We start from the raw sequence: 12876 nt of genomic DNA on the forward strand, positions 1-12876 counted from the left end.
AAAATATGGAGGCTGGTCGATGAACCCAAATGGAAATAATTCATCGTTTCCGTGGTTTAAGATTCTTATTGCACTCCAAGTGTTGGCTTTTGCGTGTTTATTCAACCCTTGGTCTCCGATAATTAGGGGGGTAGCGGTTGCGATATTTGCAGTCGAAATTTCATTTTTCGTTCTATGGGCGTTTCCCGTGTTCATTTATCAATGGTTAAAGAAAAAGAAAACGCTAAAAGAAAGCGCGCGCATTGCTATTGCCTCATTTCTTGAGGCGATTTCTTTTGTCTGATAGCTTCTATTATTAACCCGGCAATCAAATAGATTCTGTTAAGATTCCGGCATGGACAAGATCGATGCCAGAAAGCTGCCGCCTGAGACCCTCGAACATATTCGCCGCCAGGCGTTTGTGCTTCACAAGCAGGGCTACACATGGGCTCATATCGCTGAGGTTTGCGGGGTTCATGTTGGCACGGTGTTGAAATGGGCGCGGCGTGCCCAAGCGGACAGCGTCGATACCGTCATCAAGGGCGGGCAGCGTGGCCGCCGCCATGGCTCGGGGCGAACACTGACGCTGGTTCAAGAAGAGCAGTTGCGCTTGAGGATCATCGGTTCGAGCCCCGCGCAGTTGCAACTCGAATTTGCGCTGTGGAACCGTCGTGCGGTCATGCTTGCGATCAAGCAGCTGTACGGTATCGATATGCCCATTCGCACGGTTGGCGAGTACCTTCGACGCTGGGGTTTCACGCCGCAGCGACCAGTCAAGCGCGCACTTGAACAGGATCCAGCTCGGCTCAAGGCGTGGCTCGAGGACGAATACCCGAAGATCGTCACGCGCGCCAAGGCTGAGGACGCCGAGATTTACTGGGGCGACGAGACGGCGATTCGCCAGGACTCGAACTGGGTGCGCGGTTACTCGCCGGCGGGGATGACGCCGGAACTGCCCCTTCCGGCCGCTCGCCGTGGCTCGATCTCGATGATCTCGGCGATCACCAACCAGGGGCTGGTGCGTTTCTCGTTCTTCGAGGGGGCCATCGATGCCGAGCGCTTCATCGTCTTTTTGCAGGATCTGATCCAGGACGCGCAGCGTAAGGTGTTTCTGATCGTCGACAACCTGCGTGTGCATCGTGCCAACCGTGTTCGTGAGTGGGTCGCTGAGCATGTCGGAAAGATCGAGCTGTTTTACCTGCCGCCCTATGCGCCGGAACTCAATTCCGACTTATTGCCGGGTTAATAATGAATCTTCTGCATGCTGGCCCCTCTTTGTCGGAAGCTGACATTGATGCTTTTGAGCATGAAATTGGCTTTGCACTGCCTTCAGAGTACCGAAGGTTTCTGCTCATTCATAACGGTGGGACTCCAGAAACGTATCCAGCTGTTTTTTGGATGTGTGTTGAATCAGAACTGAAACGCTACTTTGAAGGTGAATCGTCAGCCAATAAAGCCAGTGGCCTTGTTAAAACACCCGAAGGCTACATTTGGCATCATGTTGAAAACGGGGAGAAACTGCAGTTGGTGCCTTACGATGTTCATCTAATTACGGGGAGGCATAGTGCTATTAGCCGCTTTCACCAGAGCAACGCAAAAGGAAATCTGTATGCCCAGATGCACAGGGTCAAGGAGTTAAGAGAACCGGGGCATCGAAATGTAAAAGAGGTCACTGACACTGTGCACTCCTTCTTTCAGCTTATCGAAAAATTGGATCCGCGTAGTATTCTGTGGAACTATAGAGTATTGGCAAATAGAATTCCGAGTGATTTCCTTCCGATTGCTTGCGATGGTTCGGGAAGTGTTATCTGCTTGGCACTCTCGGGAAAAGATTTCGGAAGCGTCTATTTGTGGGATTGGTATGCGGAGCAAGTGCCCCCAAATTATCGCAATGTGCACTTTGTTGCTGAGTCATTTGAGGGGCTGATAAATGATTTGGATAGTGAAGTACGAAGGTTCTACAATTAACGATGCATAAGTTCTCCACCTTGCGCTCCTCGACTACGACCTCTTCCGCCGCAGTACGCGGGTGACCGATCCGCGCGGCGGCGTGCGCCAGTACGACTACGATGAGAACGGCCGGATGACCAAGCTCGTCGAGGCCGACGGCGCGATCCTCAACTTCGAGAACCAGGCCGACGCCATTCGCAGCGCGAAGGTCGATGCGCTGGGCTACGCGACCCGCTACAGCTACCGGCTGGATCGCGCCTTCACCGGCACGTCCGATGCCTACGGCAACGTCACCCGCGAGCAGGACGCGCTCGGGCGCACCATCGACTACGGCTACGGCCCGCTCGACCAGGTCGCCACGGTCAAGGACAAGCGCGGCACGGTCACGACGACGACCTTCGGCACGGCGACCAGCGGCTGCGACCATGCCGGACGCCCGAAGGAGACGCGCATCAGCACCCTGGCAGGATCGGGCAATGTGCTGCTCGCGAGCCAGTGCTGGAACGGCGATGCCACGCTCGCCCACCGCCGCCAATACCTGGACGGCACGCGCTACGTCGAGACGCGGCTCAGCTACACCGACAACGGACTGAACGTGAGCCAGCAGCAGACGGTCGGCATGCCGTCGGGCGCCACGGTCACCCGCACCTACACCTACGATGCGCTGGGCCGCAAGAGAACCGAGACCCTCAAGCGCCGCACGAGCCCGACCAATGCGACGCTCCTCGACCTGACCACCCGCTACGACTACGACGCGCTCGACCGCGTCGTCAAGGCGACCGATCCGCTGGGCAACGAAGTCATCAACAGCTTCGACGCCAACGGCCAGCTCTGGAAGATCACGCACCGCTACAAGCGCCCTGACGGCAGTTTCGACGTGCGCGACGTGGCCACCCGGACGTTCGATGCCGCCGACCGGGTCAAGACCGAGACCGACGCCGCAGGGCATGCGACCACCTACGCCTACGACGCGGCAGGCAACGTGGTGGCGGTGACCGATGCCGAGGGCCACACCGCGCGTGTCGAATACGACGCGATGAACCGGAAGGCGGCGGTGGAGGACGCCACCGGCTACCGCACCGAGACCGCCTACAACCAGCGCGGCGACGCGATCGCCCTCACGAACGCGAACACCGAGACCGTGGTCTTCGAGTTCGACGCGCTGGGCCGCAAGACCGCCGCAGTGGACGCCAGGGGCTATCGCAGCGAGTTCCAGTACGACGCGGCGGGCAACCTCGTCTGCACCACTGACGCCAACGCCCAGGCCGGGCTGCAGCCCAAGAACAGCCACGGCTGCACGGAATTCCGCCAGTACGACGAACTGAACCGCGTGACCCGGATCGTCGATGCGCTGGGCGGCGAAACGGCCTTCACCTATGACCTCGCGGGCCACCGCCTGGCGGTGACCGATGCCGCGAACAAGACCTGGGCCTTCGCCTACGATGACCTGGGCCGTCTCGCCGCGGAGACGGATCATGCCGGCAAGAGCCTTGCCTACAAGGCGGACGAAGCGGGCAACGTCTATGAGAAGACCAACCGCCTCGCCGAGGTCACCCGCTACAGCTTCGACACGGGCAACCGCCTCACTCGAGTGGACTACCTCAAGGACGGCAGCGCGGAGACCTTCGCCTACGATGCGGCGGGCAACCGCAGCGCCGCGGCCAACGGGGCGGTGAGCTACACCTTCCAGTACGACGTGCTCAACCGGCCCACCGCCAAGCTCGACAGCCGCGGCCGCAGCCTGAGCTTCACCTACGACGCGGCGGGCAACCTCCTCACCAAGACGACCTATCAGGGCAGCACGACCCACTATGTCTACAATGCCGCCAACCGGCTGGTGATGCTCCGCAACCCCGACTACACCCAGGTCGACTACCAGTACGATCCGGCCGGGCGGATGCTCTCGCGCGTGACCGCCAACGGCGCGCGGAGCACCTACCAGTACGAAGCCAACGGCACGCTCACCCGCGAAACCCAGTACGACGCCGCCAACACCCTGGTCTCCGACACCACCTACACGCGCGACCGGGTGGGCCACATCCTCACCCGGACCGACGGCGCGGGCACGACGACCTACGCCTACGATGCCCTCTACCGCCTGAAAACGGCTGACTACCCGGGTGCGACGAACGACGAAGCGTTTACCTACGACGCGGTCGGCAACCGGCTCACGCACACCAGGGGCAGCCTCGCGCCGAACGCGAACACGCGCTACTACGGCTACACGGCGGGCACCAACCGGCTGCTGGATATCCGCGTCGGCGGCACGGGCGGCACGGTGGAATCCAGCTTTGTGCATGACCACGAAGGGCGGCTCGCCAGCCAGACCGGGGCCGGCGCGAAGGCGCTGACGTGGGATGCCAAGGGCCGGCTGAAGACGGCAGGAGCGGAGTCCTACACCTACGATCCGATGGACTATCGGATCGGGCGCAGCGGCGGGAGCCTCGGCAGCCGCAGCTATTTCCTCGAAGGCGAGCATCTGGAATCGGTCGAGCGCGGTGGCGAACTGGTCGAACGCTACTTCCGGGGCGCCGGCACTGACGAACTGGTCGCCGGTTTCCTCAAGGACGGCGAGGGCAAGACGAAGCCCTATCTCTTTCACCACGACGCGCTCACCAACACCACGGCGGTGACGGGGCACAACGGCGGCACGATCCAGCACCTCGCTTATGGGGCCTTCGGCAACGTGCTCACGAACTCAGGGAGCAGTCCGAACCGGTTGAAATACAGCGGGCGCGAGGATGACGGCAATGGATGCTACTACTATCGCGCACGGTACTATTGCCTGGGCATCGACCGGTTCATCTCCGAAGACCCACTCGGATTCGCGGCGGGGGATGTCAATTTCTATACCTATGTTGGCAACAACCCGGTCAATGCGAATGATCCGGAAGGAAAGTTCGCAAACCTGTTGGTTGGTGGTGGCATTAGCGTAGCAATGGGTTACGGAATATCCATGCTTACTGACCAAGAATATACATGGCAAGACGCCGCAAGAGATGCAGCCCTAGGCAGTGTTGGGGCGGGTCTTACCAGCAAAGCAATCCAGCTTTACCAAGCTCGTCACATTGCGGCTCCACTCATAACAAAATTGACAGCAAGCAGCGGTTCGGCAGCTCAGGCAGAAATAACCAGTGGGATTTATTTTCTTGAGCAAGGTGGTGCAAGTTATGTTGGCCAATCTGGGCAATTAAGTACGCGCCTAGCCACTCATGTCGCAGATGCCACAAAACCAATATCATCCATTGACGATGCTGTAAGGGCTGCGGTAAGCGGCAGCAAGACTAGCCGGGAAGTTGCCGAGCAATTGACATTGAATAATATGGGCGGAGTTAATGCGACAGGCGTGCTAAATGTGGTAAACCCTATTGGATCCGCCCGATCTGGATTGTTGAACAATCCAACACTGGGTAACATCACCTCGATCGCAACTCCTGCGCAATCAATTTGGAATCCGATTTCCGCTGGGTCAATAACAGGGGCAAGCGCGAATCTTTACCCATCACAACCCATTGCTGGAATAGCAAATGGTGTGTATAGAAAATAGGAGCAACGAATGGGCGCTTGGGGGGTGAATCCGTTTGAGTGCGATGAAGGGCTTGACGTTAAGGAACGATGGAGTAGCTGGACAGAAGGTCACGGCGCGATTAGTTATGATGAGGCCGCGAATCGTTTCTTTCTGCAATGGGGTGATTCAATAAATCACGGCGATACAGTAACAAACAACGAGGTTATTGCGCTTGCTGCGATATATATTGAAAATGGAATTGATTTTCCAAAAAAACTTCTTTCTGCCACAGAAGATGCGATTAATAGAGAGCTTGATCCATCCGAGATTGAAAAATGGGAAGCCAGTCGGCAATCTGCTCGCCAAGACTTCTTGCTTGAGCTTCTAAAAAATATTGGCGGCACAAGAAGAAAGCCCAAAAACCCTAATCTATTTCTTGATCCAGCTTTACACTATCGATCTGTGGGGTCTGCGAGAGATAGTCTGCTAAAGGCTTATAAAAAAATCAAGAGCAGTAAGATTAGGATTGGACTTTCTAAAGCGGGGTTTCCATCTTTCATTCTTACATTAGACCGCCTGATGAATTATCGCATTTGGGAGAAGGATTCCGCTGTGTACATTCAGGCAAGCAATGAAAGGCTGTTAATGCTGGCAACATATTTAGCCATTGGACTCAATTACTCTGAGAAAGAGTTGGAGTTCTTGCTTGATGAGATAGTGAAACGAACTGGAAAATAAGTTGTGACTTGGACCAGCGGATGCGCAGCGACATGATGCAATTGCGTTCGAACGACTTCGGCGAATGCCCCAACTGCGCGACCAGCCAAAAGCCGGAGAACGGCAACGGCAAGACCAGCTCGGTCACCTACACCGACGAGCGCGGCGGCGAACAGAATTTCCTCGTCAACGAATCCAGTTACGCCATCACCGCGCCCCAGGGGATTCACGACACCCTCACCCTGGACAGCCCGGCCGCCGGCCAGCACACGCTGACGTTCCGCAACGGCGTGAAGTACGTCTTCGAGACGCCGAGCGGCAACCTGAAGACGACGCCCAACGTCACGGCGCGCCTGAAGTACATCGACAACGCCTGGGGCGATCGCCTCACGCTCGCCTACGACGCCAACGGGCGGCTTTCGACGATCACCGACAACCTCGGCATCCCGAACCGTACGGGCCTCACCTTCACCTACGACCCCAATGGCCGGCTGAAGGACGTCACCGACTGGAGCGGTCGCCAATGGCGTTTCGCCTACGACGGCTCGGGCAACCTCGCGAGCACCACCCATCCGCTCTCGCACACGCTCACCTACGGCTACGACACCAGGCACCTGCTCACCCGCATCACCAAGCCCTTGCAGCGTGACGGCAAGGCCGTCGAAACGCGTTTCACCTACTACGAGAACGGCCGCGCGATGAGCCAGACCAACGCGCTGGGCGAAGGCGAGTTCCTCGACTACGACCTCTTCCGTCGCAGTACGCGGGTGACCGATCCGCGCGGCGGCGTGCGCCAGTACGACTACGATGAGAACGGCCGGATGACCAAGCTCGTCGAGGCCGACGGCGCGATCCTCAACTTCGAGAACCAGGCCGACGCCATTCGCAGCGCGAAGGTCGATGCGCTGGGCTACGCGACCCGCTACAGCTACCGGCTGGATCGCGCCTTCACCGGCACGTCCGATGCCTACGGCAACGTCACCCGCGAGCAGGACGCGCTCGGGCGCACCATCGACTACGGCTACGGCCCGCTCGACCAGGTCGCCACGGTCAAGGACCCGCGCGGTACGGTCACGACGACGACCTTCGGCACGGCGACCAGCGGCTGCGACCATGCCGGGCGCCCGAAGGAGACCCGCATCGGCACCCTGGCGGGATCGAGCAATGTGCTGCTCGCGAGCCAGTGCTGGAACGGCGATGCCACGCTCGCCCACCGCCGCCAATACCTGGACGGCACGCGCTACGTCGAGACGCGGCTCAGCTACACCGACAACGGACTGAACGTGAGCCAGCAGCAGACGGTCGGCATGCCGTCGGGCGCCACGGTCACCCGCACCTACACCTACGATGCGCTGGGCCGCAAGAAGACCGAGACCCTCAAGCGCCGCACGAGCCCGACCAATGCGACGCTCCTCGACCTGACCACCCGCTACGACTACGACGCGCTCGACCGCGTCGTCAAGGCGACCGATCCGCTGGGCAACGAAGTCATCAACAGCTTCGACGCCAACGGCCAGCTCTGGAAGATCACGCATCGCTACAAGCGCCCTGACGGCAGTTTCGACGTGCGCGACGTGGCCACCCGGACGTTCGATGCCGCCGACCGGGTCAAGACCGAGACCGACGCCGCGGGGCATGCGACCACCTACGCCTACGACGCGGCAGGCAACGTGGTGGCGGTAACCGATGCCGAGGGCCACACGGCGCGCGTCGAATACGACGCGATGAACCGGAAGGCCGCGGTGGAGGACGCCACCGGCTACCGCACCGAGACCACCTACAACCAGCGCGGCGACGCGATCGCCCTCACGAACGCGAACACCGAGACCGTGGTCTTCGAGTTCGACGCGCTGGGCCGCAAGACCGCCGCAGTGGACGCCAGGGGCTATCGCAGCGAGTTCCAGTACGACGCGGCGGGCAACCTCGTCTGCACCACTGACGCCAACGCCCAGGCCGGGCTGCAACCGAAGAACGGCCACGGCTGCACGGAATTCCGCCAGTACGACGAACTGAACCGCGTGACCCGGATCGTCGATGCGCTGGGCGGCGAGACGGCCTTCACCTATGACCTCGCGGGCCACCGCCTGGCGGTGACCGACGCCGCGAACAAGACCTGGGCCTTCGCCTACGATGACCTGGGCCGGCTCGCCGCGGAGACGGATCACGCCGGCAAGAGCCTTGCCTACAAGGCGGACGAAGCGGGCAACGTCTATGAGAAGACCAACCGCCTCGCCGAGGTCACCCGCTACAGCTTCGACACGGGCAACCGCCTCACTCGAGTGGACTACCTCAAGGACGGCAGCGCGGAGACCTTCGCCTTTGATGCGGCGGGCAACCGCAGCGCCGCGGCCAACGGCGCGGTGAGCTACACCTTCCAGTACGACGTGCTCAACCGGCCCACCGCCAAGCTCGACAGCCGTGGCCGCAGCCTGAGCTTCACCTACGACGCGGCGGGCAACCTCCTCACCAAGACGACCTACCAGGGCAGCACGACCCACTACGTCTACAACGCCGCCAACCGGCTGGTGATGCTCCGCAACCCCGACTACACCCAGGTCGACTACCAGTACGATCCGGCCGGGCGGATGCTCTCGCGCGTCACCGCCAACGGCGCGCGCAGCACCTACCAGTACGAAGCCAACGGCACGCTCACCCGCGAAACCCAGTACGACGCGGCCAACACCCTGGTCTCCGACACCACCTACACGCGCGACCGGGTGGGCCACATCCTCACCCGGAACGACGGCGCGGGCACGACGACCTACGCCTACGATGCACGCTACCGCCTGAAAACGGCTGACTACCCGGGTACGGCGAACGACGAAGCGTTTACCTACGACGCGGTCGGCAACCGGCTCACGCACACCAGGGGCAGCCTCGCGCCGAACGCGAACACGCGTTACTACGGCTATACGGCGGGCACCAACCGGCTGCTCGATATCCGCATCGGCGGTACGGGCGGCACGGTGGAATCCAGCTTTGTGCATGACCATGAAGGGCGGCTCACCAGCCAGACCGGAGCCGGCGCGAAGGCGCTGACGTGGGATGCCAAGGGCCGGCTGAAGACGGCAGGAGCGGAGTCCTACACCTACGATCCGATGGACTACCGCATCGGGCGCAGCGGCGGGAGCCTCGGCAGCCGCAGCTATTTCCTCGAAGGCGAGCATCTGGAATCGGTCGAGCGCGGCGGCGAACTGGTCGAACGCTACTTCCGGGGCGCCGGTACTGACGAACTGGTCGCCGGTTTCCTCAAGGACGGCGAGGGCAAGACGAAGCCCTACCTCTTTCACCACGATGCGCTGACCAACACCACGGCGGTGACGGGGCACAACGGCGGCACGATCCAGCACATCGCCTACGGCGCCTTCGGCAACGTGATCACGAACTCGGGGAGCAGTCCGAACCGGTTGAAATATACGGGGCGCGAGGATGATGGAACGGGGCTGTATTATTACCGAGCGCGCTACTACGATCCTGGCAGAGGGCGATTCATCTCCGAAGACCCGCTGGGGTTCGCGGCAGGGGACGTCAACTTCTATGCCTATGTAGGGAACAACCCGGTCAATGCGAATGATCCGAGCGGGATGATTGATATTACTTATTCTGCCGGCAGCCTGAAACCAATCATCACAAATATTAACTCCCCTGGAAGGAATTATTTTGTAGCTGGCTCGGATGGTGCCACTTATCCTATGGGGACGGGTGTATATCAGAGAACCGTGGTGCAGGGCCGCCCATTCGATAATGTCATTGGCGCAATACAGACCGCAAAAATTGTTGATTGGGGTGTTTCGCATATTCAGAATAACCGGCTTAGCGGTGCGAGTGGGGACGCTTCTTTGTCGGAAGTCAACAGGCAGTCTGGTGAAGGAAGAGTTTGGGATACAAAACAGTTCTTATCCCCCACGAGTGTTTATGCCATCAATGGGAAGGTCGAGTTAAGGGATTATGTTGGGAATGCCATTTGGGGCGCTGGTTTGAGGTCGCTTGGCATAAGCGAGCTGGTTGCTCGGATTGGTGCACAAGTTCAATCTATAAGAGCAAACGGTTCGCTAGACGATCCAAGGGATCAGCAAGCGATTCACTTTGGATATAATTTCCCGTCATCATCAAATGGAGGGGGTGGCTTGGGTACCGATGCCGCAGACGGTTTCCTCCTCTATCCGAATAAACCGAATACCAATCAAATGCAGTCGGTGTACTCGAAGTGAAAATTTTCCTACGTGGCCTTCGGTTTTTTTTTGTCAGTTTAGTAGCCGGAATACTCGCTAGCGAAATCCTGTTCCGCATGGATCAGTTTTATTGCGATGATCTTCACGGCGAGAACGCTGCCGGAGGTGGTGCGGCACTCGGTATGATCATGCTTGCTTTCTTAGCAAGTGCGCTTCTGTCCGAATTTGCAATACTTGCAGGCATTGATTTAGCACGCCACTTCGGACTCATTCCTTGGCGCGCAACATGGAAGACTGAGGTAGTTAGCCTAGCTGTAGTGCTGGTTATTTCAGGCGTTGCCGCCTACCAATTTATACAAAGCTCGTGCTGAATTTATGTCTATGTGGCAAGAGCCTTGCCTACAAGGCGGACGAAGCGGGCAACGTCTATGAGAAGACCAACCGCCTCGCCGAGGTCACCCGCTACAGCTTCGACACGGGCAACCGCCTCACTCGAGTGGACTACCTCAAGGACGGCAGCGCGGAGACCTTCGCCTTTGATGCGGCGGGCAACCGCAGCGCCGCGGCCAACGGCGCGGTGAGCTACACCTTCCAGTACGACGTGCTCAACCGACCCACCGCCAAGCTCGACAGCCGTGGCCGCAGCCTGAGCTTCACCTACGATGCGGCGGGCAACCTCCTCACCAAGACGACCTACCAGGGCAGCACGACCCACTACGTCTACAACGCCGCCAACCGGCTGGTGATGCTCCGCAACCCCGACTACACCCAGGTCGACTACCAGTACGATCCGGCCGGGCGGATGCTCTCGCGCGTCACCGCCAACGGCGCGCGGAGCACCTACCAGTACGAAGCCAACGGCACGCTCACCCGCGAAACCCAGTACGACGCCGCCAACACCCTGGTCTCCGACACCACCTACACGCGCGACCGGGTGGGCCACATCCTCACCCGGACCGACGGCGCGGGCACGACGACCTACGCCTACGATGCACGCTACCGCCTGAAAACGGCTGACTACCCGGGTGCGACGAACGACGAAGCGTTTACCTACGACGCGGTCGGCAACCGGCTCACGCACACCAGGGGCAGCCTCGCGCCGAACGCGAACACGCGTTACTACGGCTATACGGCGGGCACCAACCGGCTGCTCGATATCCGCATCGGCGGTACGGGCGGCACGGTGGAATCCAGCTTTGTGCATGACCATGAAGGGCGGCTCACCAGCCAGACCGGAGCCGGCGCGAAGGCGCTGACGTGGGATGCCAAGGGCCGGCTGAAGACGGCAGGAGCGGAGTCCTACACTTACGATCCGATGGACTACCGCATCGGGCGCAGCGGTGGAAGCCTCGGCAGCCGCAGCTATTTCCTCGAAGGCGAGCATCTGGAATCGGTCGAGCGCGGCGGCGAACTGGTCGAACGCTACTTCCGGGGCGCCGGCACTGACGAACTGGTCGCCGGTTTCCTCAAGGACGGCGAGGGCAAGACGAAGCCCTACCTCTTTCACCACGATGCGCTGACCAACACCACGGCGGTGACGGGGCACAACGGCGGCACGATTCAGCACCTCGCCTATGGGGCCTTTGGCAATGTCCTCACGAACTCGGGGAGCAGTCCGAACCGGTTGAAATATACGGGGCGCGAGGATGATGGAACGGGGCTGTATTATTACCGAGCGCGCTACTACGATCCTGGCAGAGGGCGATTCATCTCCGAAGACCCGCTTGGGTTCGCGGCGGGGGATGTCAACTTCTATACCTATGTCGGGAACAATCCCACAAATGCGAATGATCCAAGTGGGCATGCCGCGATGCAGCTTGGCGGGGCTGTTGTCGGCGGCGTCGGCGGATTGCTGACACAAGGAGGCATTGATCTGGCCCGCGGCAGGCTCAGTTCCTTCGCGGATTACGCCGGGGCGCTCACCGGTGGCGCGGCGGGCGGCGCGGCAGCGGTCACTTGCGGACCGATGTGCGCGGGTACCGCGGCCGGAGCAGTGAGCAGCGCGACGACACAGGGAATCAATTGGGCGCAGGGGCAGGCGGTAAGTGCCTGGAACTTTGTTACCGATACTGCGCTGGGTGCTGTCGGCGGCAAGGTGGCGGGCACCGTGGTGCCGTATTTGTTCAAGACAACCTTGCCCAGCCTCTTGGGTACTGGTACGGCAAATCAGGTTAAAGGCTCGCTTGGAGAAGCGATGTCTGCAATCGGGCTAACTGCAACTGGCCGGTCTTTCAGCACACAAGTCGAGAATGGAGTAGTTAGAAATGGTCAAGCATCTACATATGATTTCGGCTTGGCAGGCTATCGCAATTTCGTTGAATCGAAATGGGGCACAGCGACCCTATCCTCCGCACAGCGTGAAGCCGCACAAATACCAGGCACATCGCTAACCGTACACCAGTGGACCTATCCGACCGTTTCTGGAGTTGCCGGAGGCAGTTTCTCTGCGGGGGCTGTCGGTTACGACTATGGCAGCGCAGGAGGAGGATTTCTCCTTTATCCAAACAAAGCTAATTTAAACATGATGCAGTCGATCTACTCGAAGTAGCC

General features: G+C 59.9%; 8 protein-coding genes. All 8 read left to right on the plus strand.

The genetic code is table 11. The annotated features are described in order from the left end of the window. The first annotated feature begins 19 nt into the window (after positions 1–19). The 8 genes from CCZ27_RS23585 (at position 20) to CCZ27_RS15445 (ending at position 12874) form a co-directional block, all read left to right on the plus strand. Positions 20–283, plus strand: coding sequence for a hypothetical protein (locus tag CCZ27_RS23585; protein WP_157748596.1), 264 nt, complete (start codon positions 20–22; stop codon positions 281–283). Between the two features lie 51 nt (positions 284–334). After that, positions 335–1225, plus strand: coding sequence for an IS630 family transposase (locus CCZ27_RS15425; RefSeq protein WP_232516438.1), 891 nt, complete (start codon positions 335–337; stop codon positions 1223–1225). A 2-nt stretch (positions 1226–1227) separates the two neighbouring features. Beyond that, positions 1228–1947, plus strand: coding sequence for an SMI1/KNR4 family protein (locus tag CCZ27_RS15430; protein WP_096449594.1), 720 nt, complete (start codon positions 1228–1230; stop codon positions 1945–1947). Positions 1948–2008: 61 nt separating this feature from the next. Next, a complete protein-coding gene (locus CCZ27_RS15435) occupies positions 2009–5476 on the plus strand; it encodes an RHS repeat-associated core domain-containing protein (protein WP_198363136.1) in 3468 nt (1155 codons plus the stop codon). Between the two features lie 9 nt (positions 5477–5485). After that, a complete protein-coding gene (locus CCZ27_RS23590; protein WP_157748597.1) occupies positions 5486–6175 on the plus strand; it encodes a hypothetical protein in 690 nt (229 codons plus the stop codon). Positions 6176–6207: 32 nt separating this feature from the next. After that, positions 6208–10365, plus strand: coding sequence for an RHS repeat-associated core domain-containing protein (locus CCZ27_RS15440; protein ID WP_198363137.1), 4158 nt, complete (start codon positions 6208–6210; stop codon positions 10363–10365). Beyond that, positions 10362–10697 carry a hypothetical protein gene (locus tag CCZ27_RS23595; RefSeq protein WP_157748598.1) on the plus strand — a complete coding sequence of 112 codons (336 nt, stop codon included), beginning with the start codon at positions 10362–10364 and terminating at the stop codon, positions 10695–10697. The genes CCZ27_RS15440 and CCZ27_RS23595 overlap by 4 nt, the downstream gene beginning before the upstream one ends. Further along, positions 10691–12874, plus strand: a complete 2184-nt coding sequence (locus CCZ27_RS15445; protein ID WP_198363138.1) for an RHS repeat-associated core domain-containing protein — start codon at positions 10691–10693, stop codon at positions 12872–12874. Before CCZ27_RS23595 ends, CCZ27_RS15445 begins: the two co-directional genes overlap by 7 nt. The last annotated feature ends 2 nt before the right edge of the window (positions 12875–12876 follow it).

Source organism: Thauera sp. K11 (assembly GCF_002354895.1).
Classification (GTDB): Bacteria; Pseudomonadota; Gammaproteobacteria; order Burkholderiales; family Rhodocyclaceae; genus Thauera; species Thauera sinica.

Bases quoted from the DNA above. Each gene is read 5' to 3' on its own strand.
- CCZ27_RS23585 (WP_157748596.1), top strand. From the start codon at position 20: ATGAACCCAAATGGAAATAATTCATCGTTTCCGTGGTTTAAGATTCTT.
- CCZ27_RS15425 (WP_232516438.1), top strand. From the start codon at position 335: ATGGACAAGATCGATGCCAGAAAGCTGCCGCCTGAGACCCTCGAACAT.
- CCZ27_RS15430 (WP_096449594.1), top strand. From the start codon at position 1,228: ATGAATCTTCTGCATGCTGGCCCCTCTTTGTCGGAAGCTGACATTGAT.
- CCZ27_RS23590 (WP_157748597.1), top strand. From the start codon at position 5,486: ATGGGCGCTTGGGGGGTGAATCCGTTTGAGTGCGATGAAGGGCTTGAC.
- CCZ27_RS15440 (WP_198363137.1), top strand. From the start codon at position 6,208: ATGATGCAATTGCGTTCGAACGACTTCGGCGAATGCCCCAACTGCGCG.